At 41.5% G+C, this 26453-nt stretch carries 25 protein-coding genes and 2 pseudogenes; 25 read left to right on the top strand and 2 right to left on the bottom strand.

Annotated elements, in window-relative coordinates:
* Window positions 1–75: 75 nt before the first annotated feature.
* Window positions 76–291: pseudogene (locus Xets_RS13850) on the top strand (DUF4158 domain-containing protein); the annotation flags it as partial.
* On the opposite strand, the pseudogene Xets_RS13855 reads toward Xets_RS13850, so the two are convergent.
* A pseudogene (locus Xets_RS13855) lies at window positions 282–857 on the bottom strand (Tn3 family transposase); the annotation flags it as partial. The pseudogenes Xets_RS13850 and Xets_RS13855 sit on opposite strands and share 10 nt — an antisense overlap.
* Before the next feature lie 7 nt (window positions 858–864).
* Between Xets_RS13855 and Xets_RS13860 the strand changes: the two are divergent.
* Window positions 865–999, top strand: coding sequence for an arylsulfatase (locus Xets_RS13860; RefSeq protein WP_187651902.1), 135 nt, complete (start codon window positions 865–867; stop codon window positions 997–999).
* A 793-nt stretch (window positions 1000–1792) separates the two neighbouring features.
* Here the strand turns inward: Xets_RS13860 and repA are convergent.
* Complete coding sequence (repA, locus tag Xets_RS13865) at window positions 1793–2737, bottom strand: plasmid replication initiator RepA (RefSeq protein ID WP_370588245.1); 945 nt, start codon at window positions 2735–2737, stop codon at window positions 1793–1795.
* 971 nt (window positions 2738–3708) lie between these two features.
* On the opposite strand from repA, the gene Xets_RS13870 reads away from it, so the two are divergent.
* From Xets_RS13870 to traQ, 23 genes are all read left to right on the top strand, one after another.
* Window positions 3709–4191, top strand: a complete 483-nt coding sequence (locus Xets_RS13870; protein WP_187651903.1) for a transcription termination/antitermination NusG family protein — start codon at window positions 3709–3711, stop codon at window positions 4189–4191.
* 458 nt (window positions 4192–4649) lie between these two features.
* Window positions 4650–5621, top strand: coding sequence for a TcpQ domain-containing protein (locus Xets_RS13875; protein ID WP_187651904.1), 972 nt, complete (start codon window positions 4650–4652; stop codon window positions 5619–5621).
* Window positions 5621–6046, top strand: a complete 426-nt coding sequence (pilM, locus tag Xets_RS13880; protein ID WP_187651905.1) for a type IV pilus biogenesis protein PilM — start codon at window positions 5621–5623, stop codon at window positions 6044–6046. Before Xets_RS13875 ends, pilM begins: the two co-directional genes overlap by 1 nt.
* A 47-nt stretch (window positions 6047–6093) precedes the next feature.
* Window positions 6094–7731: a PilN family type IVB pilus formation outer membrane protein gene (locus Xets_RS13885; RefSeq protein ID WP_187651906.1), complete on the top strand. Its 1638-nt coding sequence runs from the start codon at window positions 6094–6096 to the stop codon at window positions 7729–7731.
* Between the two features lie 3 nt (window positions 7732–7734).
* Window positions 7735–9057 carry a type 4b pilus protein PilO2 gene (pilO2, locus tag Xets_RS13890; protein WP_187651907.1) on the top strand — a complete coding sequence of 441 codons (1323 nt, stop codon included), beginning with the start codon at window positions 7735–7737 and terminating at the stop codon, window positions 9055–9057.
* Entirely contained in the window at window positions 9044–9610 is a 567-nt protein-coding gene (gene pilP / locus Xets_RS13895; protein WP_255430647.1) for a type IV pilus biogenesis protein PilP, read from the top strand. Before pilO2 ends, pilP begins: the two co-directional genes overlap by 14 nt.
* Before the next feature lie 5 nt (window positions 9611–9615).
* Complete coding sequence (locus Xets_RS13900; RefSeq protein WP_187651908.1) at window positions 9616–11094, top strand: GspE/PulE family protein; 1479 nt, start codon at window positions 9616–9618, stop codon at window positions 11092–11094.
* Window positions 11091–12221 (top strand): type II secretion system F family protein, encoded by a 1131-nt coding sequence (locus tag Xets_RS13905; protein ID WP_187651909.1) that lies wholly within the window; start codon window positions 11091–11093, stop codon window positions 12219–12221. Before Xets_RS13900 ends, Xets_RS13905 begins: the two co-directional genes overlap by 4 nt.
* A 47-nt stretch (window positions 12222–12268) precedes the next feature.
* Window positions 12269–12862, top strand: coding sequence for a type 4 pilus major pilin (locus Xets_RS13910; RefSeq protein WP_187651910.1), 594 nt, complete (start codon window positions 12269–12271; stop codon window positions 12860–12862).
* A 117-nt stretch (window positions 12863–12979) separates the two neighbouring features.
* Entirely contained in the window at window positions 12980–13408 is a 429-nt protein-coding gene (locus tag Xets_RS13915; RefSeq protein ID WP_255430648.1) for a lytic transglycosylase domain-containing protein, read from the top strand.
* A 187-nt stretch (window positions 13409–13595) separates the two neighbouring features.
* Complete coding sequence (locus Xets_RS28720) at window positions 13596–14075, top strand: prepilin peptidase (RefSeq protein WP_370588247.1); 480 nt, start codon at window positions 13596–13598, stop codon at window positions 14073–14075.
* Window positions 14072–15427 (top strand): shufflon system plasmid conjugative transfer pilus tip adhesin PilV, encoded by a 1356-nt coding sequence (gene pilV, locus Xets_RS13925; protein ID WP_187651913.1) that lies wholly within the window; start codon window positions 14072–14074, stop codon window positions 15425–15427. The genes Xets_RS28720 and pilV overlap by 4 nt, the downstream gene beginning before the upstream one ends.
* 84 nt (window positions 15428–15511) lie before the next feature.
* Window positions 15512–15970: a DotD/TraH family lipoprotein gene (locus Xets_RS13930; RefSeq protein WP_255430649.1), complete on the top strand. Its 459-nt coding sequence runs from the start codon at window positions 15512–15514 to the stop codon at window positions 15968–15970.
* Window positions 15967–16755: a type IV secretory system conjugative DNA transfer family protein gene (locus tag Xets_RS13935; protein WP_187651914.1), complete on the top strand. Its 789-nt coding sequence runs from the start codon at window positions 15967–15969 to the stop codon at window positions 16753–16755. The genes Xets_RS13930 and Xets_RS13935 overlap by 4 nt, the downstream gene beginning before the upstream one ends.
* A gap of 15 nt (window positions 16756–16770) precedes the next feature.
* The gene (gene traJ, locus Xets_RS13940; RefSeq protein WP_187651915.1) at window positions 16771–17931 is read left to right on the top strand and encodes a plasmid transfer ATPase TraJ; all 1161 of its coding nucleotides are present in this window, start codon (window positions 16771–16773) and stop codon (window positions 17929–17931) included.
* Window positions 17931–18197: an IcmT/TraK family protein gene (gene icmT / locus Xets_RS22620; RefSeq protein ID WP_222941606.1), complete on the top strand. Its 267-nt coding sequence runs from the start codon at window positions 17931–17933 to the stop codon at window positions 18195–18197. The genes traJ and icmT overlap by 1 nt, the downstream gene beginning before the upstream one ends.
* Before the next feature lie 8 nt (window positions 18198–18205).
* Window positions 18206–21661 (top strand): LPD7 domain-containing protein, encoded by a 3456-nt coding sequence (locus tag Xets_RS13945; protein ID WP_187651916.1) that lies wholly within the window; start codon window positions 18206–18208, stop codon window positions 21659–21661.
* Window positions 21662–21671: 10 nt separating this feature from the next.
* Complete coding sequence (locus Xets_RS13950; protein ID WP_255430651.1) at window positions 21672–22217, top strand: hypothetical protein; 546 nt, start codon at window positions 21672–21674, stop codon at window positions 22215–22217.
* A gap of 46 nt (window positions 22218–22263) precedes the next feature.
* Window positions 22264–22938: a DotI/IcmL/TraM family protein gene (locus Xets_RS13955; RefSeq protein WP_187651917.1), complete on the top strand. Its 675-nt coding sequence runs from the start codon at window positions 22264–22266 to the stop codon at window positions 22936–22938.
* Window positions 22938–23936: a DotH/IcmK family type IV secretion protein gene (locus Xets_RS13960; RefSeq protein ID WP_187651918.1), complete on the top strand. Its 999-nt coding sequence runs from the start codon at window positions 22938–22940 to the stop codon at window positions 23934–23936. The genes Xets_RS13955 and Xets_RS13960 overlap by 1 nt, the downstream gene beginning before the upstream one ends.
* A gap of 4 nt (window positions 23937–23940) precedes the next feature.
* Window positions 23941–25140 carry a conjugal transfer protein TraO gene (traO, locus tag Xets_RS13965; protein ID WP_187651919.1) on the top strand — a complete coding sequence of 400 codons (1200 nt, stop codon included), beginning with the start codon at window positions 23941–23943 and terminating at the stop codon, window positions 25138–25140.
* 16 nt (window positions 25141–25156) lie between these two features.
* The gene (locus tag Xets_RS13970; protein WP_187651920.1) at window positions 25157–25906 is read left to right on the top strand and encodes a hypothetical protein; all 750 of its coding nucleotides are present in this window, start codon (window positions 25157–25159) and stop codon (window positions 25904–25906) included.
* An 8-nt stretch (window positions 25907–25914) separates the two neighbouring features.
* Complete coding sequence (gene traQ / locus Xets_RS13975) at window positions 25915–26445, top strand: conjugal transfer protein TraQ (RefSeq protein WP_187651921.1); 531 nt, start codon at window positions 25915–25917, stop codon at window positions 26443–26445.
* Window positions 26446–26453: the final 8 nt, after the last annotated feature.

Consider the following 26453-nt stretch of genomic DNA (forward strand, 5'->3'; position numbering starts at 1 on the left):
CTAAAAATGACAATTTACGATGTAAATTGGCTACCTAATTTTTGGCTATTTAAATTGACCGCTTAAAGGTGTTTACTGTTCCGTTACTCCCGAAACCCCTCTTTACGCCTAAAGCGCCTGCTGTACACCCGGGCATGGCTCAGTAATGAGCGCCCCGGTCTGATGTTTGATTTTGCCACCTCGTGGCTGCTCCAGAATAAGGTGCTGCTGCCCGGAGCGACCACGCTTGTACGCCTCGTCAGTGAAATAGGGGTTTTACGCCGGAATCCCAGATTTTTCCGTTATCTTAGTTTTAGCCTCATAACTAAAGTATCCAAGTCAATAATTTCATTGCTGTTTTTGAAGGTATAATGCCCATTCAGCAGTATGTGGTGCCAAGCCACAGGGGATATTCTCATCAATGCATCAATCCCTTTTACATTCTCTTCCGCTTCAAACCGCTCCAGCAAACGCGATAGGATCGCTAAGTTGTAATAAATAATCGCGTTACTGATTAATCGCCCACATTGGTTGCTGATCTCCGTTTCAATGTCGTTTTTTCCGGTTAACTCTTTCTTCCCTCCGACTTTGGCCACTGCGGCGCGTAACTGATGATAAGATTCAATCCGGTTCTGAGAGCGACGGATATTACGTTCCTGTTGCGGATCGCGCAGATACTTCAGCGTATAAATGCTGCGAATTAGCCGGTCATATTCAAATATCGCCAGTCTTGTCGGATTGGCTGTTGTATATGTACATAACTTACGGATCAGCGTTCCCTGCGTCATTTCCTTCAGTCCCAGCGTGGCAACGATGCGATCGAGATTACTTATTTCCCGGGTGATAAGCTCCAGGTCAATCTGACCGACTGCCTTCAAACGAGTGATGGACAGCGTATCAAAAGTCCAGATGGACTATATCTGCCTGCAATATCCGGGATATTTCCGCTTTGCGAAATGGATGGAACGTTTGGCACAGGGTATTGCTGATGGCGTCATTGAGGTTCCCAAAGATCACTAAAAAGACCTGGACGGAAATTTCGGCGGTTCCGACGTAGAACCCCATGAGGGGGTAGAATAAACAGCCCCGCTGCTTGCGGCGGGGCTGTTTATTTCCCTTAACTGCCGTTATGGTTTCGTTGCTCCCGAAACCCCGACATTGCCCCAAGGTTTTTATGCTCTTTTCTTCTTGTATCAATTTTTATGCGCGTAGCGCATGTAAGGCGGCTCATAGATGTTTGAGGGAACGTCGGAGGCAATCCGCCGAAACTAAGGGGGACTAACAATGTACACCATAACCGTTCTCGCCCTGCTAAGCCTGTGCGGCTTTTCAGGTGGCAATTAGGTAGGTTATCTCTGTAACCCCGGTGAGCGGGCAGCGTGAGGCTTTCGACACGGTGGGCGTGATTTCTGGGGCGTAAGCAGTTGCGTTTACGTAGCTGTTTACGGGGATAATAGCATTTATTTATTGTGTGTTTCTGAGTGAGTGGTCGTTAGGCTGCCGAAGAGGAGTCCTTTTTTGTCTTTGTTATTCACAGAATTTGTTTAATGAAATAACTAGTTTTTTTGAATAAAGAGATAAGACGTAGTCTTGATTATATTGCAGCTTAACTTTTTAATATTTGCTAATAACATTTATATATTAATTGCAGGTAAATGTGTATAAGTATTTATTACTCGGTTTTTAGGCTCTATATAGTAATTTTGATAGTTTTTGATCTTCTTTAAGTGATGAATAAATGAACAGAATTGAGTGTAATATAAACACAGATACCGCCAGTTAAGGCGGTTGTATCAATGGGGCATATAAAGCGTCAGTGGACTACAGGAGGCGTATCAGGTTGAGCTGCCATAACTTCTGGCCCTAGCTCCAACTGATATAATTCTTTCCAAACTAGTTTTTCAAATTCCAACTCAGTCATATAACTTAAAATTTCAGGCGAGAGCGTGCGCAACAACCTGTTGCTCACGTTATATTTTCTATCATCAAATGGTAGCCGACTGAGTATCTTATGTTGTTTTCGTTTCAATGCTTCCGTTCGACGACATGCCAGAGTAGCAAGGCGACATTTATTGTACCAGCGAGCTCGAGACGCTTTGACAGACAAAACCTCTCCTGGAGCAACGATTCCCTCAGATTCTGCAATGCGACGCTCATACTGTTCAGCCCGTAACTTATCCATGTTAACACCAGTTAGACGCCAACCTGCATCGGTGATAATGACATGCTTAGGAAAATAGATACCATTCATATGATCAAATGAGTTATCAAGCTCTGGAATACTCAGAATTCCGAATTTAATCATTTCATCAATTAGTCGTGATATTCTACTTAATGTTACCATCGTTTCAGGAATAACATTCCCTTGCTCATCTTTGGGACTGAGCCTTTCTGACAGTTTTGTTAAATTGATAGTCACAATGCTGTTCGCTAAATTTACTGTGTCTATCATGACAACAAACAAAGCATCCAGTAATGCACGACGTTCTGGGCGGAATCCTCTCTGGCGGCCAACTATAGGACGTAGAAAAACAAAGTAAGGTGAACATGATGGACGGCGACGAAAAAACCACTGACCAGTATTCTTGTCTTTAATCACTAGATTTCGTTGAGCTCGACCCAATTCGCCTGGCAATGGCTTATAATCTTTCGGTCGGGTATAGAACGGATTTGGGCATTTACATGCAGTAGAGTGCGTTCCTCTCCTGCGCTTAGTTTTCAGTTTTTCTTGTGAGTGTGAGGAAAGCTGTTCAAACACATTTTCCTACACTTACGGCAGAATCATATTGATCTAGAATGAACATGCGTTATAATCTCCACAGGCCAGCGCCTGTTTTGTGATCCCCTGATTTCTGTCACTTCCGCCAAGATGTATCAGATTTCGGGGGATTTTGCATTTAGAGCTCGCATCTCGAAGCCCTGTACCCTGAACATTTAAGGATATGTTCTTATCCAATAATACTAATTCGTTAAGCCAAACTCTTCTGGAAAACTTAGCACAACTATCTGTAAATACTACCTGATTTTTGCTTACATGCAATAAACAGATCATTTTTTAGTGATTAGTCACAAATGATTTAATCTACAGATTAAACCGTATTTTCCACTACTCCCTCACTCCTAGTCAAGAAATCTAAAAAAAATAGAATCGATTAAAAAACACCTAATCCTGTAAAAATCAATATAAAAAAACACCTATTTGCACTTTAATATAGCAACATTCGCTTGAAAATAGAACAAATAAAAAACAATTAGCAAAAGTTAATTATTCTGGATTTTTACTATTATTACTCAATTGATCTGTTAAAGCCGACTTTTAAAGGTATTTAAATTTAAAAGTTAACTTAAACAGAGTTTAATAACTGTTTTAAGTTGTTTTACGAAATTTATATTTTCAATAAATCATTTTACAACACATTAAATAGTAAATACTATTCTATGCATACATGAATACATTTTGACTCGGATAGTAAATTCGTTAATTTCTACTCCTCAAGACAGTGTCTAATTACTTTAGCCCGGACTGTGCCTGATATCTAAAATTGTCGGGTGCATTCCAGGCTAAAGTGCAGTCGTTATTACGGAGAAATCAATGCTTGTCTCCTAATACTCAATGCTCGTTAGTTGTATCCTTTGGGTACAATTTTGGCGGAGCATACCCACCATGCAGTACTGCGCTTTATTATTCTTCTTCAAATACTCTTCTGCAGCTCATCATCGGGAGACATCATGGAACGCTGGTATCTCGCTTGCCATAAAGCCGGTAAAGACAACGTATTCAAAGCCCAGATAACTCTGGAACGAATGAATATTATGGCGTTTAGCCCCGTAATTCGTAGTTGTCGGCCACGATCAGACCGACCAGGCCAATTCCGACAAGTAATGGAACAACTCTTTCCAGGATATCTATTTATTTTCTTTGATCCTGAAATACACCATACGTCAAAGATCGAGCTTTGCCCCGGTATAAGCCATCTAGTTCGTCTCACTGGTGAGATAACTCCCATCCGTGATTCAGTCGTGGATGAGATTATGCAATTGCCTGTTTGTAGCCAAGCATTTCGCATTAAGCATCCAGGTAAAAACAGTTGGGGAAGAAATACAACTCCATTGAATAATCAACAAAGAAAGCAAATTCAATCTCTCGTTGAGGAAAATAATGGATTAACGCGCAATGCTATGTTCTTCGCATTTGCGGAAGCCTTACGTTAATAACCAAGATCACCCGCTTACAAACTTCTGTATTACTCTATTACCAGTGAAAAAATTTAATTAGGTAGATGCTGCCACTATGAGAAGTGGCACTGTGTCTCTCACACTAATACCCTACTTTCCAATTACCCTATGAATTGTCAGTTTATACTGACTTCTAACCTTCTAGTTCTCTGGATGGTATTTCAACATTTGCGCAATTGCGTAATCGAGGTGATTTTAATGATCCAAAGACAGCCAAAAAGTTATTACTTGAGTGCTAAACACCATGAGCTGCTTAACGAACATGCTGTTAATTTAACATCTCTGCTAAACCAGCCAGTTTCTTGCCGTAATGTACTCGAAGCAGTAATCATATTATTACCAACTATAAATAGCATCGTACTAGCTCAAAAAGTCCTTGATAATACCCATACTCCCCGAAGAGGGCGGAAGACTATAAACGGGGGTAAGAAAAAATGAAAAAAATCATATCGGTAACCTTAGTGCCAGTAATGTTGAGTGGGTGTGCTGGAACAGTACAAACACCGCCCTCTGTTCCGGCACAAAAATTTGTCACTACCCTAATTCAAGAACAGTTGCCAATAATAAAGCAGGCGCACAGCGAACTCGCTCAAGTCAGCCGAATACAACTTAACCCAAAAACGCCATCAGTTTCTCTAGCTAACAATAAAGCGACAAAGGACACACCAAACCCGTCGGCGTCTTCATCATTAGCAGCAAAACCAGCGGTGGGATTACAAGCTATACGTTATATAGGTGTTCCCCCTAAACTACTTGTGCCGGCGAGTGCTGGAAAATCTGAAACTCTTAACCAAGCTGTTATGCAGATACTTCCTGTACACTGGCAACAAAATTATGGGAAAAACATCAAACCAGAAGTACATGAATCATTACAATGGGGAAGTAATTCCCAATGGACTTATGTACTCAATCAGTTAATGATGAAAAAAGGTTTGATTGCTACAATAGATTGGACGACTAAACGAGTATCAATTTCAGACACAAAATCATCAGAGCAAAAGATCCCAACATCAACTGAAAAAGTCGCCACAATAGACCACACGTCACCGATTCAAAAAGCTACACAAGAAACGTCTGGCAAAGCCAAAATGCTAGAAACTGCAATATCTTCTAAGCCTATAGTCCATCAAAAAGTATGGCGTATCGAAGCAGGCAATACCTTAAAAGACACCGTATTCAATTGGTCGGCCAATGAAGAATGCGCTACTCCGGGCATAAGCCACTGGACAGTAGCTTGGATGACCTCGGTTAATTATCGTATTGATGCGCCTCTTCAATTTGAAGGTAGCTATCGTGATGCTCTTAATAGCTTGTTCACGTTATATGGTACGGCAAAAGTTCCTCTATACGCAGGTACTCGTAATGAACAATGTGTTTTGAGCGTTGATGATAAGGAGGTTCATTAATGTTTTACTGGTTGTTGTCTTTCTTTATTGGTTTTCTCGTGATAGGGGATATTTCAAGTAATCTTCCTGCGGAGTTTCAACGACAAGAGAGCAATCTTAACCAGCGTGCAATTCAAACTGTACGTTACATTAATGAGATAAATGATTGGCGTTATAAGAATCCAGCTCAAACCGAAGGAACTATTCCTGATAGCAGCCTCGGCTGGGTTTCTGTTCCAGAATTACACAATGTATTACAAGCTAACCGTATATTTGTGTATCAAGAAAACCAACCCGGCTTAATGTCGGCATTACAAACTCAAACAAACAATTCAGCATTAGTTGGTAAAGTTATTAACCGCCGTTTAATTGACAGTTTGGGTAATGATATGCAAATCACTGTCCCTGCCGTTATTACCGATGGTAGTTTAGTATACTTGAACTAACTTTGTATCTTGTTCCTTCCTTCTTCATTCTAATTCAAGAGATCCCTATGAAAAATCGTCTTTCCCTGACCGGGATAGCGGCAGCTTTGTGCCTGTTGTTATCCGGTTGTGCACCATTGGAGCGTATAGACAAAATTGATAACAAAGTAATGTCAGATGAAAAACAAATTGAGAAGAACTTACAGACAATAAAAAATGGCTCAGTTGTTCGCAATCTAACGACACAATGGATCAATCCTTATCCTATAAAAAACGCACAATCAGACGGTAATACGCAACTTCCACCTTGTGCTGTTGCAATCAATCGCCCTGGAAATATTTCCTTAGCTGAGGTCAGTGCTTTTATTAGCAAACAGTGCCGTTTATCCGTGATAGTGACTCCTGATGCCAGAGCCATGCTTACACCAAAAAGCAGCGGTAAAACTGAGCGCATTAGTGGCCCGATACCTGCTCCTGATCCAAATGGAATACTTCCTCTTTCAATAATTGGGGGAGAAAGTATTCAACCAGTGCAACCTATTCATGATTCTTCTTCTCTTCGCAGCTTATTCTGGCAAGGTGAGTTGGGAGGTATGTTAGATAATGTAACAACTCGGCTTGGTTTGTCTTGGCGTTACGAACAAGGCCGAATTACTATTTTTTACTTGGATACACGCACCTTCCCTGTAAATTTTATGGATAGTAAAGCATCCTTTGGCTCTAAAACTGTTAGCGGAACAACATCATCAGTAGGTGCCACTGGTGATGGTGGTAATGGCGGGTTAAGTGGTGATTCAAATACATCTCAATCTACAGAGATGGAAATTAAATCCAATTTATATGAAGACGTGGCCAATACAATAAAATCGATGTTAACACCAAGTGTAGGCCGAATGCATATGTCTGCCGGTGTACTAGTGGTCACGGACACACCAAGAGTACTGGAACAAATCGGTCGTTATTTAGATGATCGTAACAAGCAATTAAATCGACAAGTCGTTTTGAATGTTCAAGTATACAGTGTTGAAAAGCGCCGACAGGATCAGCTGGGCATCGATTGGAAATCTATACTTAATACAAGCAGTGTTGGGATATCCTTAAGCAATGCATTTACTGGTGCTGCTTCTGGTGCTTTAAATGGCGGCATTTCAATTCTAGATGGTAAAGGTGAAGGTTCGGCAGCATTTATTAAAGCACTTTCAGAACAAGCCAACGTTAGCGTAATGACCGAAGCCTCAAGCATGACCACAAACTTGTCAGCAGTACCTATTCAGGTCGCGTTGCAACAAGACTATGCTTCAAGTGTTACAACTGAAAATACCCCTAACGTTGGTTCATCTAGTAGTATCACAAAATCAACCATTACCACCGGATTCAACATGACTGTATTGCCATTTTTGATGCCTGATTCATCAAAAATGCAGCTTCAGTTTGCTATCAATATGTCTGATGATCCTACGATGCGAACATTTACCAGTGAAAAAACATCGGTAGAACTAATGAGAACTCGCCTTAAAACTTTTACTCAACGAGTAATCATGAAATCAGGCCAAACATTGATATTGAGTGGTTATCAATCATTGAGTAATACAGCTAATCGTCAAGGAGTAGGAAGTTTCCGCTTCTTCGGGTTAGGTGGAGGGAGCAAAGGTGAAGACAATAAAACTATGTTAGTCATTCTCATTACACCAGTTATTTTGGGGTAAAATATGACTCAACAAAACATGCCAACATACTACCTGTTACAAACAGACAAAGCCTGGTTAATAGCTGGCCTACAATGGCAGTACTTATCTATACGCGGGCGGAGAAACATGCTCCTACGCGCTAAAGAGAAGAAAGCTAATTACTGGTCAGCACGAGCTGCCGAAGATAGTCAAGCACAAGGAACATTATTGGGTACAGTGAATATCACTGATACACAACCAATAAAAAGAAGTGGCCATATCCTTTCATCAATGGCACTCACTGTTCTCCCTGATTTACCAGATAATTGTTACGCTGTTTTTCAGCTTTCTGATGAGCAATATTGGTTTGTCGCAGTCATTGACAAAAAATTATCCTCTCTTGGTGATGTAGTCGGTGACAAAAGTTCGATTTTGACAGCAGTAGAAATATTTTTACAAGTAACTCCACAGCCCGAGAATGGATGGTCAGTATATGCACCCTCTAATTTTTTCCACGACATACTTGCGGAAGAATTAGAACTCCTCCCTCTACTCACCAATAAAATAAACATTCGTCGAGCTCGCCTTCATAAAACTCATAGTCGGCAATCGTTATGGATTTTAGGGAGTGCTGCGCTCATTTTATGCGGGGGATACTTAACCAACAACGCTTGGCAAGCTCATCAATCTCAAATGCGCATTGAGGCAGCTCAAGCTGCTCTCTTAGCACAGCAAGCTAGTAGAGAAAATCAGCAGAAAATCGCCGACAACCTGAAACCATGGAGCTCACTTCCTTCATTTCCCGACATGATGGAAGCCTGTAGCAAAGTTTGGGAAAAAGCCCCTATATCTATAGCAGGATGGATTTTCGACTCAAGCACTTGCAATAATTCAGGAAGCATTACACTGAATTATTCATTACCAAGTGGGGGAACAATAGGTGATTTTACGGCCCGGCTTCCTTTGTTCTATAGCGAAATAAAACCAACTTTCAACATACTTGGAGGGGCGAACTCAGCATCATTCACACTGCCATTTTCTCTGGTTCCGCCGGCACACCCTGAATCTTTATTATCAGGGGATCAACAAATCCAAAATTTAACCAGCTATGCGCAACGTATTAACGCGCAACTAAGGCTAAGTGAAAGTACCGTCACAATTCAGCCAAACCAAGGTGAAACTAACAACTTGCCGTTTCAGTTTCGCACCTACAATTTTGAATTTATCACTGATATACCTCCTGATCGATTGTTTGCACCTTCCCGTTTTAATAGCAATGGGATTAGAGCAATGAGCATAAGGACGTTACTTAAAAACAACCGATTGGAATACAACATTGAAGGAGTTCTGTATGCAGAACATTAAAGTCTGGCTCTTAAGTATGGTGCTGATAACGCCAGCAGTTAATGCAAATCCAGATACTGATTTACCATCTTCATCAACAGTTATCAGCGAACCCAAAGAACCCTCTATAACCACACCTACTCAAACTGTAACAACATTCAAACGAACAGAAGCAGGACGCGCTTTAAACTTGGGGCAACTTGAATCTATTCAAGCTGAGACTGTTCTTTACGAAGCCCAATTAGCCCGAGCCAAGGCTTTGAGCGAACTACAAAAAAATGGTTATGACAGTTCATTTGAACTTCCATTCAATCCTGCTTCACCAATACAAGACAGCAATCAAATAGATATTAAGGGAGCAACTCAAGACACAACCCTACCACAGGTGATTGAAATTTCCGGCAGAGGAAAAAACTTCACGGCATTACTTACCTTAAATAATGGTAATCAGGTCACCATCCAAACAGGCGGCCAAATACCGGGTACTGATTATGTTGTTCGGCGTATTAGTATCAACGAAGTTATTATAACAGCACCTAATAGGCCACTAATTTCTCTCTCTTTTGCGAGGTGACAATAATGTCCATTGGATATAGTGGAGAACATTTTTACCTAGATAAATCAAACCCAGAACAACCTGTCATTTATGTATCTGTGAACCACCGAGGTAATCATCAACTACAATCAATACTCGCTGAACAGCGTAATAAGTACCCAAATCTACTCATCGAGCTAGTTCAGCTTGATAAGCTCAAAGAAATTCAACAGAAACAACCAGTAGAAAATGAAAAAACGTCTAACCCTCAAGCGAAGGTCATTGAATACTTTCGAAAGGCGAAAGAGTTAGGGGCCAGTGACATCCATTTCCTGATTGGTATGAATAAGATCACCTTAGTACAATTCCGAATCCATGGAGATTTAGAAACAATCGACAAATTGGATGAAGACGAAGGTAGAACACTTGCATCCACAATCGTAATGTCCATGTGCGATGTTGCAGAGAAAAGTTTCAATGCAAACAGACCACAAGATGCCCGCATACGTAAAGAATTTCTTCAAACTGCAAAATTATTTGGTGCGCGTTACGCACATACTCCAGCTGAATTCGGCCTTTATGTAGTCATGCGTTTGTTACCTGATGAAGGGAAAGCCCCTCCGACTCTCGATGAGCTGGGATTTTTACCGGAGCAACAACCCCTCATTCGTCGAATGCTTTCAACACCAGAAGGCGTCGTCATTCTTTCTGGGCCTACAGGCTCAGGGAAAAGTACCTCCCTACGGACTTTTAGTGAGATATATCTAAGCTTCACCAATCATCGCAAGCGGTTATTAACATTAGAAGATCCTCCAGAAGGGCTTATTCGTGGTGCAGTCCAAACGCCCATTATTGCGGATAAAAATAATCCTGAGACGGTCAGCCGAGCTTGGGTTAGATCTATATCAGCATCATTGCGACTAGACCCTGATGCAATGATTGTCGGTGAAATTAGGGATTCCCACTCTGTGCAATCAGGATTAGCGGCCGCTAAATCAGGGCATCTTGTATTGACCACTCTACATGCAAACTGTTCTGTCGGTATTTTAGATAGATTGACAGATACACTAGATATTCCAATGGGGCAAATCGCTGATCCTCAGGTGATGATTGGCCTAATATCACAACGATTAGTTCAGCTACTTTGCCCTCACTGCAAAAAATCCTGGCAACGCGTTAAAGAAACCTTAGAATCAGAAAAAAAGGTTCTCTTAGAAAAATTCTGTAATACAGAAAAGTTATTCTTTCAAAATTCGTCAGGATGCGAACACTGCCACAAAGGTGTTACAGGACGTAAGGTTATTGCCGAAATTATTCGCCCTGATGCTAAGTTTATGAGTATTTATCGAAACAAAGGCAAACTGGCTGCACGCAGTTATTGGGTTCATAAGCTTGGCGGTATTACCCGTGGCCAACATTTGCAGAAATATCTCCATGCCGGTTTAGTTGATCCAATCAAAGCTGATTACATTAGCCCATTGGATGAAGATAGCCTTACCTTGTTACCAAGGGAGGAAATATGAAACTTGATTTTTCAGCATTAAGGAATCTTCTATCTGGTGTAGGTAAACAATCTGATAAATTCTCAATTAACAATATTAATGACAGGTTGAGTCGTTGGTTGGCTCAAAAAACATTCACTACCTCAGACCGTTTAACACTCTACGAAGATCTCGCATTCCTTCTAGATAACAATCTTCCTGTTGAGAAAGCCTTAAATGCAATGATTCTCAGTTATGGGACAAAACGCCCACCTGTTGTTTTTTGTTTAGAAGATGCTCTTTCTGCAATTAGCCAAGGCAAATCTGTTGATCAAGGATTATCCGAATGGGTTCCCAGACAAGAAGCCGCTATTCTTAGCGCCGGTGCGCAAGATGGTAACCTTGCTGCTGCACTCAACCGCGCCATTACAGTAGTACAGGGCATGGATGAGATGAAGTCTGCTCTTATGTCCACGTTGGCTTACCCAATGCTCTTATTGGGTACAACATTCGCCATGATGAAAATGGTAACAGTCTATTTTTTGCCACGCCTAGAAACGCTATCAAGTAAGGAAAATTGGGGGGGGGCCTTATGGTGGCTAAACACGATCTCTGAATTTTTCGTTAATAACGCTCTATTACTTGGCGTGTTCATTCTACTAATTATCGGCTTTGTTACATGGTCAATGCCTAATTTAACAGGCAACGTTCGTAAACATATCCTTGATAAGATAATGCCTTGGAGTATTTATCGTGACGTATTGGGAGTAGGTTTCTTATTGAATTTTAGTGCTCTAATGAGAGCACAAGTAACAACTCAAGACGCCATAAATATATTGAGTAATCATGCACAACCTTGGTTATTTGAGCGGTTAGCTGCCACTCAAAACCAAGTGAGCCAAGGCGATCATCTTGGAATAGCATTACGAAATGCCGGTTTCGGTTTCCCATCCCCCCGCGCTATCGATAAATTGGCATTACTTACCGACGGTGATAATGCCGAAAACATTATTGAGAATTTTGCCCGAAATTGGCTTAAACAAACCGTTGCTAAGATCAAGAAAACAGCGAAATTACTTTCTAATATCACATTAGGAACTAATGCTGGCTATATGATTCTCATTCTTTTAGCAACTCAAGACCTCAACAACCTAGTTGGCAATCACTAGTCCAACAATCTCATTTCTACATACACAGGAAATAAAAAGGAAATAATATGAAGCTATACATTAGTTCGCCTCGCCGTGCCATCAATAAAGGTGCTATCACACTTCTTGAAGCATCTATCTATATTGTTTTGGCTCTGGTTGTGTTAGCTGTAGCCGTTACACAAGGAGGAGGATTATTTAATCGTAATGACGCTAGTACCGAGTACAATAACGCTGCCGAAATATTGAACAACACTCGTGCAATGACAAAAACATCAGGTACATACAATTTTAGCACCGCAGATGCAATGACAGGAGCCCTAATCCAGTTCGGCGGTGCCCCTGCTAATATGACAATAGTGGGAACCAAATCATCTGGCACCGCAAAATTACAAAACTTATGGGGAGGAGCTGTCACAGTTCAACCTGTAACATCAGCCGGTGGTCAAAAGTCCAGCTTTTCTTTGACCTACGCTTCTGTTCCTCAGGAGGCATGCATCACTCTTGCAACTAAATTAAGTGCTGCCCCTTCTATTGTAATTACGCAAGTAAACGGAAAATCCACTAACGGCTCAATAGCAGCAAATGCCATTGGCGCCCAATGTACTCCGAATAATGGCTCTGCTGGTCAAAATACACTGATATTCACCAGTAATACCTGATCCTCCTTGCCGATAGCATTCTGCTATCGGCATCATCTCGCGGAGTGCATTACCATGCTATGTGCTTTACAACGGTTCCTGATACTAATTGTGTTCACAGGAATGGTGCTGTTATTTATGCCAATACATGCTCAAGCATTTTGTTTTAACGAAGCCGGAGCACGCTATAAAATAGATCCTTTATTACTACGTTCAATAGCGACTGTGGAAAGTAATCTTAGCCCCCGTGCTATCGGCAAAAATCGCAACAAAGCAGGTCGTATAACCAGTCGTGATTACGGACTCATGCAAATAAATGAAATACATATACCTCAACTGCAAGCTCTAGGCATTATTAATAATGAACAAGACTTATTCAATAATACCTGCCTCAATGTTCAAATAGGAGCTTGGGTATTAGCCAAACATCTTAAAAAATGCGGAGTGAATTGGGAGTGCTTAGGTTCTTATAATGCGGGATTTGCTGATAATAACAGTAGCAGAAGAATGATATACGCTCGAAAAGTGTATTCCGTTTATTTAAAACTTTATGGAGGGACTGATTAACTTGATTAATTTAATGATTTGGTCCTTTTTCTGTATTGCTTCCCCCCTATTTATAATATTATTTGCGCGAATATTGACTGTTCCGGCCAAACTGTTTATACGAATACACCACGGGCTTCCTCTAACACGCTTACAAATAAACAGTGTTATATTTTCCTTCACATCAGCCAGCACTTCACTACTTATAATGGGATTGATTTCTAATGTGAATCCAATAGGAATAATCAAATGTTGGGTATTATTGGCTTGGGGGATACCACTAGTTCTTCTTGATATACGAAACTTTTGGTTGCCTTTCTGCTTTACCACTGGGTTCTGGTTGACTGGTATACTATTTTCTCTTTTACCAGATAACACGACTCAATTTACAGAGTCCGTTATTAGTAGTGGCATCATGTTTGCGTTCATGCGGTTATTTCATTACTGCGTTAATAGAAAACACCCCGAAGAAAGATTCGGATTAGGTGACGTACATTTAATTGCAGCTCTTTGCGCTTGGATTCAGTGGCAGCTTGCCAGTCTGCTATGCGCGATGGGTTTTATCATATTCATTGCTGCCGCCTTAATTACGCGAAAGCATACACAGGCTTATGCTCCTTGGTTGTTCGCATTTATCGCTCTCTTAGCTACATTCCTTCCCCTGCAAACCATACAAGGTGTTTTATGACAGTTAAATTCAAGACTTCCATTAATAGAGGATTCTCATTAGTTTCTTTGGCTTTTGTTTTAGCCATAGTATTAATTGCGGCTCCTATTGGAATGCAAAAATATGCTGATTACACCGACCAGCGAGCCTGGAATGGGACAGCAGAACATATAAATATAGTTAGTCAAGGTAGTCGTCGGTATATAAGAGACAATTACAATACGTTGCTTAATCAAGTAAAAAACGGAAAATCCGTCGATATATCATCTCAAACCCTACTCGAAAAAGGATATTTACCTGCCGGTTTTTCCTTAACAAATAATAACAATCAAACCTATGTTCTATCTATAGCCAAAAACTCGAAAAAAAACGATATCATGGTTGCTTTTGTTATTACTACCGGTGGCCATGAAATTCCATTTAAAGGATTACGTTTTATTTCACAGGGAATAACTGGGCTTGGTGGTTATATTTATCCCGCCAACATTGCAAACGGCGCAGGTGGAGGCTGGCAAGTAAATTTATCTAATCTCGGGCTCAAAGGTCAGAGTGGTCACATTGTCTCTTATCTGTCTTCCGAAATATTAGGTACAGATGCAGAAGAAAGTGATCGCCTTTATCGTTTCAAAGTTAATGGAAGACCAGACTTGAATCGGATGCATACGTCAATTGATTTAAATAATAACGACATTGACAACGGTGGAGAAATTAATGCTCAGAAAGGTAATTTTAATGATGACCTGACTGTGAATAACGATATCAAAAGTAACAATGGATGGATAATTACACATGGTAATAAAGGCTGGATGAATGGTACTTATGGTGGCGGTTTTTATATGTCCGACGGTACCTGGATTAGGACCTTAAACAAAAAAGGAATTCACACAGACGGCCAAGTTAAAGCTCTGGATCGGATTTCAACGGGAGAGTATTTACAGCTTGGTAAACCTTCCGTTATTGGCACAGCCTGTTCCTCCAATGGCTTAATTAGCCGAGATGACGAAGGAGCACTGCTTTCCTGTCAGTCTGGTGAATGGAAAAGCAATGGAGGAGGAGGAGATTACGTTCCAGTAAACATTTCTATCCCTGCCAGTGGCCTTATTGACTTAAACCAATATGTTCCCAACGCCAAGGCAGTACAAATCAGAGGAACTGGTGAAAATAATGCAAATGGAAACTGCTGTCCAAGAATGGGATTGAATGTAGATAGCGTCAATGTATTCGGACAAGGATTTGATACAAGCACTAGCGGGGAAAGGACTTACAGCGCATTTACTTTCATTACATCGTCTGGTTCACATAATTTTACTTGGTACTCATGGGGTTGGTGGCGAGAACAACCAACACTGACAATCATTGGCTATTGGAAATAAGCGCCCAAAAAACGCCTATCAATCCTATCCGGAACAGTCCTAAATCTCAATGTCTACGTACATGTAGTAAACAGGAATATATCAATGATGAAACGACTGATTATTTTTATTACCTTATCTGTGATGTTAGCGGGGTGTCAGCAAAAACCAATAGTTTCTCAACACCAAGCACCACCCTCACTAACTATCTCGACCCAGCAATTGCAAAAACTGCGTCAGGAATTACACCAGAAGGGAGTTTTAGAAAAAGCTAATACTCAGTTTCCTACAAAAATTAACTCTAACTCTCAACTCATTACCGTAAATTGGAGTGGAGATGCTATTGAACTCCTCAGCCAACTCGCTCATCAACGTGGTTTAACATTTGCTTATACCGGTGTTCGATTGCCTCTCCCCGTCACTGTTCATGAAGAAAACATCTCTTTTGAACATTTACTGCGTGTCATTAATACCCAGATCAATTGGAGAGCCAGACTAGAACAAAATCCCGTTGAGTTACGTCTTTACTTTATGCTGCCGCTGAAAAAAGGAACATTAGCATGACACTAAAAGCATTGCTCCTGTGTCTGGCACTTGTCACCATGCCAACGATTGGGGCAACAATGGATACTGCACCACCAGATATAAACGCTTACCTATATCCTCAATCAATTGATAAACACGGTGTGAACGATACGTTATGGCAATTATTGGATGACGCAGGCCAAACAGTTGGATTTAGAGGAGGAAAAGCCCAACGAGCTTGGGAACTACAAAAAGAGTTAAATAACCAAAATGATATCCTCAGCCGTCTCTATGAATTCGCTCCATTAATAAACCGACAAGGTTGGTTGCCTCCTGTCATAGTGGTATCGGAAGATTTAGCACACATTACCGATAAACAGATTCGTACAGCGAACAAAGCCTACAATATTTTAGTACCAGAACGTTTTGTCAGTAATCCCCCAACTTGGCGCCAATATTTACTCTCAGGTCTGACTATTAGTTTTGATGTTTCCTCAGAGATAAAGCCTAAAAACAGCGCAGAAGAAAAAGTATGGCGGGAGGCGATCAAAAAAGGTTGGCAAGATGGCCGTGAAAGTGCGGATCGTATCCTAGAAAGTAATTTCCATCGATTAACCAGAGATTATTCTGGGATGATACGTTATTCAACGTTGATTCAACAAGGCATGATCTCACCACCGGTGATCAGCGAAGAACTCCAATCTGTTACTGGCTCTCGTGACAAATTGATGATTGGCGATAAGGTTCGGGATCTGAAACAGCGTGCCGGATTCGAACTAGATAAAAAACGTTGGAAACCAGTCGTTACCCCATCTCAGAAATAGCTCATAGGACTAATAATGATACCTTTAACACACTACGATTTCAGCCGTGGTGGGTTGAATGCTGATAATCTACGTGGCTTCTTTGTTCATTGCTACCGTCACGGTGTATCTGATATCCATATACAGAGTGGAAGCCCTCTCACTGCAGATCACTATGGCCGCAAAGTCATTTTAAGCCAATTTAGATTAGAACATTCCAATCTTATACGACTCATTGATGAAGTTTTTTCTCCTGAAATCAAAGCACAAGTACAAAGTGGAAATGGTGTTGACCGATCGTTACAGCTGGAAGGTGATAGTAACGGGAGATATCAATTAGCGCGGGGAGAACGTGTCAGATTTCGTTGCAACTTCATACAAGGCACGATTGGTAACCTCAATACCGCAATCGCCGTAACACTCCGAGTTATTCCCTCTCTGATTCCAACACTAGATAGTCTGGAATTAGAAGAAGATCTGCAAAAAAGTCTTCTACCACTAAACGGCCTCGGATTAGTTTGTGGTGAAACAGGCTCTGGAAAATCAACCCTTTTAGCATCGACCTATCAGCATTACGGGGAAACACATCCTGACGGAAAAGTTGTTACTTATGAAGATCCTGTTGAGTATTTACTTGGTGGGCCTAAGTGGGTTCTACAACCTCAACAATGCCAAATAGGTCGGGATGTTAAAAGTTTCGCTGATGGGCTGCGTCTCTCATTACGCCAAGCACCAACTGTTATTGGTATCGGAGAAATTCGTGATTTAGAAACATTACAAGCAGCAATGGCATGTGCTCAATTCGGTCAATTAGCATTAAGTACCCTTCATGCTTTTTCACCCGGTCATGCATTTTCACGTTGTTGCATTATGGCTCCCGAAGATTCGCGAGAACAAATTGCATTCGATTTACTGAATGCTCTTCGTTATATCGTCGTGCAACGTTTGATACCAACTACAGATGGCAAGCGCACGGCAGTACGAGAATACATAATATTTGACGATGAATGGCGCAGAGCATTACCTCAGCATCACTACACCCGCTGGCCTGAAATGATTAATTCAAGTTTACGAGACAACAATAGACGCATTATTGATCGGACATGGCAATTGTTCGTCAACAATAGGATTGATGCACAAATTGCAGAGAAAATCATGGGATGGCGTGAATTTTCGGATAAACAGAAGAGTACATAATGAAAGATGATTACAGCCCTTGGTTAGATGCAGGAAAACCTGTCTCCATTTATGGCATTCCCGTTTTAGTCTTCCTTGTTTTTCTATTGTTATTCATATGGCCAACGACAATTACCTTATTCATCTGCTGCTCTCTGATCATTTTATACAAAGTACTAGCCATATTCGGCTACACCCTAACAGTGTTACTCCAGAGGATTCACCACTGGCTACGTGGCAATAAAATCACAGGGCGCCCTTGGTGGTATCGGAAATTCTTTGAATAGGACATGTAATGAAAGCGACTGAACCTACCTATCTAGTAATTCCTATAGAACAACTTCAAGAAGCCAAAAAACAAGCTGGAAAACTTGAGAATGGCCAAAATGCTCTAGAGTTCGATGTCAAAAAAAAACTGTGGTTAGCTCGCCCTGGCGCAGATCTTGAAAAATTGTCAAAATGGCATATGGATACCACGTTAGTTACAGAAGGTAATCATAGACAAGATTTTGGAGACTTCATTCGTGCACATGGAGGTAAGCTAAAAGGCAACCCAGTCATGAATGGAAAAAAACAACGAATTAGTATGGTTGGTGATGGACCGGGGAAGAAATCAGGTGTCTATGTCGGACATGAAGATGGTTACCCAAACGGGTGGTTTGTTGACCATCGCGACGGAGGTGACCTAAAAAAATGGTCCTCAAAATCAGCTAGACCTGACCCTAAAAAACTAGCTCATCTTAAGGCTATCGCCGCTCAGGAACAGTTACGTCGAGACAGAGAAACAAGTATTAAACAAAACTCCAAAGCCAAAGAAGTTGCTGCTCTCTATAACAAACTTCCTCAGGCGGGACACAATCACCCTTATCTATTACGTAAAGGAGTTATGGCTGCAAAAGGTGTACATCTGGACACTCAAAATAATCTAATTGTCCCTCTTTCAAATGTCGAAGGTAATATTCGAACACTACAAACTATCGACCCTGACGGAGATAAGCGCCTCACAACAGGTGGAGAAAAAGAAGGTAATTTCTATGTGGTTGGCGGCACCTTAAAAAATGGCTCGCCGATCATATTTGCCGAAGGTTACTCAACCGCAACAAGTGCCGCAATGGCCATTCAATATCCTGTAGTTATGGCCGTTGATTCCGGCAACTTAGTTAAAGTTGCTCAAGCTTTACATGAACGCTATTCCGACAGCCCGAAATGGTTTTTAGCCGATGATGATATCCCCAAACCTACACGCCCTGGTAATCCCGGCAAGGAAAAAGCTTCTCAAGCCGCTGAACTAACTGGGGGATATTATATTCTTCCAATATTTACGGGCGAAGAACGTCAAAAAGGTCTTACGGATTTTAATGATCTTCATAAATCCAGAGGGATTAATGCACTAAAACATCAGTTGCAGCCTGTAATTACAGCTATACAAGCATCTTCTCACATGGAGCCGCCTAAGATGGTTGATACCCCTACAAAAAACCAATCAGAATCAACAAAAATGCAAAACGAGATATTTGAATCAGATAATTCAAAATCCGCTTCAAACATTAACGTTACTCCTGAGTCTTCCATCTCCAACGATGATTATGCAGATTATAGCCACATCATCGAAAAGGTTATGGAACAGGAACAACAAGAACACCAATTCGAAAACATCACATCTGAACTGCCCAAACAAGATGTACCTGAGCCTTCTGAGATATTAGAGCCGGCAACAATGGAATCGGCTCAAAATGAGCATGACGAGTCAATTAATGACGATAATATTGCACCACAAGAGGCTTCCCTTGGTGAAAATGAACCATCCGATGTCATTAGTGAGCCAGTATCTGCAGACAACAAGCAAGATGTACAGCAAACTGCTCCAACGGAAGTTCAACAAGCTCAGAACTCAGAAGCAACAGAGGTTACTGAAACTAGTAAACAACAGCTGCCAGAACCGAATCCCGAGAAAGAAAAAACTCAAGCAGCAGATGAAGACGCTAAAGCATGGTTAAATTCCAGCCGGGCTTCAATCGAAGAAATGTTATCGGAAGATAAAGCACGCTTCCGCAATAGAATACGGGATTCCCAAATAACAGGCTTGCAAAATCAAGAAGCGGCAGCAGCAGAGTTAGCAAAAGAAGAGGAGAAATTAGCAAGTAATGTAGAGCCAATAAAACAGAATGAGCAGTTAGAAAATGCGATTCTTATCGAAACATCACGCCAATTAGCACCGATAGACCTTGATGCTTTAATGCAACAAATCACACATGAAATAGCCAATGATGGCCGTTCTGTAAAATACCTGCTTAGCGGTGAAGATGCATTTGTTGACCATAGTAATCATATCGTGATGGCAACTGCTCAATCTAGTCAGAATGATTCCATGATACTTGCGGCCCTTCTTGTCGCTCGGGAGCATTATCGCGGTCGTATCGAATTAACAGGTAGTGATGAATTCAAACAACGCGCCATTAATCTCATCGCAGAATATAACCTCGATGTAAAAATGAAGAATCCACAGCAACAACTCATGCTGGATGAAGCAATCAAAAACCTTGCTAACGAACCGACTCCAAACGATACACCTACACCAGTAGGTAGCCCGGTTGCAAGTATTGTTACAGAACCCAACGAAAAATCAGCACCCGTTTCGACTGTGCCATCATCAGAATTACTAGCAGAGATGCCACCTGAATTACGCCCGACTGTTCTTTCTCAGGAAACCCCACAGAATGCCAGCTGTGAAGAAAGTCAGGCTGGTATCACCGGAACTATCTTGGGATATGGCCCTGCCAAATATAATTTTGACCCTTCTGAAAGTAAAAGCTATTACGTACACCTACGAACTGCACAAGGTGAACGATATATCTGGGGTAAGGACTTAATGAAAATCATGCCTGAAAGTGGATTAAGTAAAAATGATGCTGCCACACTTAAATGGCTTGGCAGTGAAGAAGTCTCAGTGTTGGCCAAAGTAAAAGACGATCAAGGAAAAGTTGCTGTAGACGAAAATGGGGTAGAAAAAACACATAAAATCACTACTCATCGTAACCGGTGGGAAGTGACTTCGGCGATTGATTCTAAGCTTCTTGTCAGCAATGAACGCCAATCAGCCCCCCCTGCCAGTCTTATGGCTTATGATATGAATCACTTTAAGTCCATACAAGAACAAGTAATTCAGTTGGCCACAAAAGCAGGCGTAACTGTACCGGACTTACCATCACCAACAAATGATCTGCTGTGGTTTAAATCTAATGGTGAAGGTTCACAGCCTCCGGCGATACGCCCAACCGATATGAAATTACCTGCCCACACTCAAGATGCGGGAACCGTACTTATGAAAGCCATGGATAGTGAAGATCAGCTTAAATTGCTTCTGGTGAAAGGGCTAGGCGAATACATACAAGGTGTAGTGCATTATCAAGGTGAATATCATTCCGTATTAGGTAAGCTGTGCACACGAGAAAATGGCAGCCGTTATTTATCACTCAATTCAATAACTTCTGATGGGCCAAAAGTCATTGGTTATGGAAATGCAATCAATAATGAAGACGGAGCCAATAATGCCTTTGTATTCAGGTTAAAAGATGAAAAAGAACGCCTCTATACTCCATTAGTTGACCCGGCAAAGTGCCCTCCCGCTCTGCACAAACAACTTGGGTTTACGAATGACTACACTCCACCGTCGCAAACCTCGCAGATCCGGGAGGACATTGTGGAACATACCGCTAAACCTACCCCATCAACACCACGACCAGGGGCATAAAGGAATCATCATGCGCATCATGCGATTACACTATCTTATATTGGTCATGGTTATGATCAGCTGTTTTTCGCTTCCTGCTCAGTCTGCAAATTGCCGTGCGGGGGCAGCGGCTCAAGCTGGAGCACAAATAGGATATGAACGAGATCGAAAAGCGGCTGAATCTTGGTCGCAACGTGAAAACCAAATATCCAGAGAACTACAGCAGTGTTTGGGTAGTATCAGTACTTCAATTACTGTACCAACTTTCCCTGATTTGAGCGGAATTCTAAATGGAATTAAAGATAGAATCTGCCAAGTCGCACGCAATAAGATCCGAGATTACATTCCCAGTAAAATTGACCCATGGGGAGACTTACCACCTATTTTAAGCGGCTCTATAAATACACCAGTGGGGAGTTTACCTCCACTTATGGGGAAAAATTCACGCCCAGTGGGGATGGATATAGGGAAAAGTTTGCCACAAATTACGTCACCAACTCAAAGAACTCCTGCAACACCAGCTCCGAAGCATTCCGCTTCTAATTCATCTGGTGATTCTTATCTCTTCACTCGCTAGTTTCCTCCTTTGAGGATACCGAGAAAATATAAAATCTGGATATTCCATGAAAGAAAAAGAACAGGTTATTACTCCGGTAATTAATCCTGATCCGTATGCATCAGCTATTGCTCAGCACAACGCGAATCAACTTAATGTAGGATTTACACGTAAATTACTCACAGCCAATGTTTGGTTCGCTGCTAGCACATTCGTAGCAATGATAATAATCGGATGCTTGGTATACGCTGTATTACACCCTCCTGTGAAATATTTTGCGACTCAAGATGGAAGAGTAATCCAGCTACATCCAACAGATAAACCAGCTTATAGTGATGCTGATGTAGTTGATTTTGGCAACCGAGTCATTCGAGAAGCCTTCACACTTGATTTTGTTAACTATCGTTCTCAGATGAATAACCTGATACCTCGTTTCTCTGACGATGGTTTTCAAAGCTACTACACCGCTTTAACTCAATCCAATATCTTGTCCGCGATAAAAGACAAAAAAATGAATATGTCATCAATGACATCTTCTGGTGTCGTCGTCAGCAAAGGAACGTTAGAAAACGGTGTCTATGCTTGGAAAATTCAATATCCCACAAAATTAAAACTCGTTGGGCAGGTTAACTCCTTACCTGAACAAGGTTTTGTTATTTCACTATTAATTCAACAAGTCGATCCTCGTTTGAAAAACGCAGGTTTAGAAGTTGGCCAGTTAATTACCTATGAGGCTCCATAATGTTAAAAACTCCACTATCTGGTTTAATTCTTCTGGCAACCTTTAGTAGTTACTCTGCACAAACAACCTCAGCACCGCCAATCCCAAGTAATTGGCAACCTGCAGAAAGCATGAACATTCAAATACAGTCAGCACCTACAGCTCAAACATCTACAATTCAGCAAACACCGGTTCAATCGGCAGTTAACCCTGAACCTAATGCCCCATTACCATCGCCAGCATTGTCTTATGCACTTGATCAAGTAGCCCCCTTGACGCCAGAAGATGTGTCAGAATTACATCAAACATTTGATCAGTTACAACGTAGCGAAAGTCGGGATCCAGTAACTGCAGTACCACGTATTAGCTCACTCACAGTTAACTTATCTCCTGGTGCATCGTTACCCTTGTTACGGGCTCTTCCTAATTTCCCAAGCACCGTATCATTTACTGATGAAACAGGAGCTCCATGGAATATCGGAGCACCTCCGATTAACGGAAATGAGGCAGGTTTTGAGATCAAATACATTCCAAATAGCCCTATTATGTCAGTTCAAGCTAAGCGTGCTTATGACACAGCCAGCGTCAGTGTATATCTTCAAGGGTTACCAGTTCCTATTGTGATCTCACTCTCTAGTGGAGAAGCCGGTAACTCAAACAAAGCACAAATCACAGATAGCCGGCTTGATTTGCGTATTCCTTTACGAGGCCCTGCAGCTAAACAACTTCCGATCGCCCGAGAAAAAATTAGCCTTGAAGATCCTTTACTACAAGCATTCTTAGACGGCGTTCCTCCCAAAGAAGCTAAACGCCTTAAAACTAGCGGTGATGTACCAATGACCAGCGTCTGGCAAATGGGCGATGACCTTTATATTCGCTCCCGCCATATGATTAGAGACTCTTTTGTTTCTACGTCTTCCTCTGCTGACGGCACCCGTATTTGGAAACTACCTGTCACGCCAGAAGTCGTATTCTCAGTCCAAGGAAGTAATGCGACTCTCAATATCAATCTGGAGTAACTACATGGCCATTGAAAAAGATATTGCCAGCGATAGTAAGAAATCTGGGTTACTGATCTTATCCGGTGGAATGCTTATTTTCGGGGGGGGGTTTCTCTTATGGGGTTATCTTAACAAACCGGCCCCAACTCCTTCTAATATCAATTTAAACAAAGTGGCAAACAACGCCTCTGTTAAAAGTACTGAAACCAAACAATATCAACAATTACAGAGCCAAGCCAACAAGTTGGGTTCCCAGACGGCAGACGTTAATGGAACCAGTTTTGTTGCCTCATTGAAAATGAGCGATGTTAAATACGAAATGCCTCCTATTGCCCCTCAATCTGTAGAACTCAATACACATCCTATTGAATTTCAACAAAATCCAACGACAACACCTGATGGTATTTCTGAGGATAAAAGAGCAGCCCTTAAAGGTTATTTAAAAGTTCTAAATGAGCGTTGGAAACCTGGGGGAATGCAACTGGCCAGTGCATTTGGTCAAGAAAGCGAAGGAAATGGTTCAAGCCAAGCCAATACATTTAGCACTTGGACAAGAGGGTTACCCAGTAATGAACCTTTGGAACCTGCCAAAACAACAATGGAGAAAAGCACATTACAAAATAAGATCATTGTACCGCCAAACACTCGTAGGCCCGGAGTTATTGATACTGCTATTGATTCTGACAACCTTAACTCAATTGTTTTAGCTCATATCCCTGCAGGATTCTTAGAGGGTGCAACGTTCAGTACCAAAGGGGTACAACTGGCCGGAAATGGTGTTGTGATTCACCTAACTCACATGACATTAAACGGTGTTGAATATCAAGTAGATGCATATGCGTTACAAGACGATACGCTTCAATCTTCAGTTGCAAGTGAGGTTAACAATCGCTATTTCAGCCGCATTATTTTACCTGCAATTGCCAGCGGCATTGGTGGTGTGGGTCAGCTCTACAAAGATCAAAACACACAAATTATCTCCACACCAAGTGGAACAATCACCGGTGGAACAGGAAAAGTTAATGGCTCGGCTGTTGTCGGAACCGTTATCGGCGGAATTGGTGAACAAGCAGGCCAAATTATAGCTAGTGATGCAGCCAAGCTCCCCGTAAAACAAGTTATGGTTCATAAAGATCAAGTAATTGCAATCCAGTTTATGAAAGGTGTGTATGAGAGTGATCGGGTGAATAAAACACCTCCACACCCACTGAACCCAGAATAACCTCAGGAGAACATCAATGAGCTCTCGTTTCGATTTAGATATCCCTCCAACAACACCTTTACCGGAAGATGTGAATGTCGAACCCCCTAAAACTTCTCAACAAACTAATAAATCTAAATTAATTACTTTACCGCTAGGAATAAAATTAACTGTCATGCAGTTGGTGATGATGGTAGTCATGTTTATCGGTATTGCAATATATGTCTTTTCCAGAGATGCACCACAACAAACAAGCAATGCGCCAAAATTTACATCTCAAGAACCCGCAACAGAACAACCTATGCCTTCCTTTACTGAGGCATTGCCATATTCCTCAATATCACAAGTACCTGTTATTCAGGGAACATCAACCACACCTATATCAGAAAATACCCTGACAGGCGAAGAAACTGGAGAAATTAAAGAAAGTATCAACAACCTACAAACTTATAGTGAAAATAATCGAGAAGGAATCAAAGCACTTGATCAACGACTACGAGCACTTGAGCAGCAGTTTTCAGTTCAACAACAGCATCTATCGGCATCTGTATCACCAATAAATTCAACAACATCCAAACCAACTGTCAAGAAACCTCCCCAAACCGGCAGTAAAAAATCTAATTTTCATGGAGCTTCTGTAGCCAGCCTTTATCCGGGGCTTGCATGGGTAAATTATAAGGGAAGCACTTGGGCACTACGTCAAGGAGATCGTATTGGAAACGCCACAGTTCAAACCATAGATATACATAAGCGTGAGGTAGTAACCACAGCTGGCATCATTCGCTAAGGAGATTTATGGATTTGGTGCAAATGATTGCCAACGCAGTCAACAACATAAGCCAAGTCGGTATTCAATTGATACTAGCCCTCGGTGCTATCGTCGGGCTAACCATTCTCATCGGGCACTTTAGCAATATTGCAAGCAGGGCAAGACGAGGTCAATTACAAGATGAGCCTGGGAAAATAATTGGCGTCATTTTAATATGTGGGTGCCTTATCGCACTACATAACGTAATGAATGCGACTTCTAACCAAATGGCACTAGGTGATATCACATTCGGTGCTATCGCTTATGTCTCAGAAGGAAAATATGGCCCAGCTGCAGTCGCTATAAATGCAGTCCTCACATTACTTCAATGGGTAGGCGTTATTTATGCCTATCAAGGACTGCTCCGCCTTCGCCGTTCACAAAAAGATGGTCATACCGGTCTTAGCTCCGGGGACGACATATCCAGTGGTATTAAACGCTTAATTATTGGCGCAATGCTTGCCAGTAATCAGCAACTGATTAATACCATTCAAAATACAATCAAAATTCATTGGTAAACAAAGAG

The sequence above is a fragment of the Xenorhabdus sp. TS4 genome, from assembly GCF_014467265.1.
In the GTDB taxonomy this organism is placed as follows: Bacteria; Pseudomonadota; Gammaproteobacteria; order Enterobacterales; family Enterobacteriaceae; genus Xenorhabdus; species Xenorhabdus ehlersii.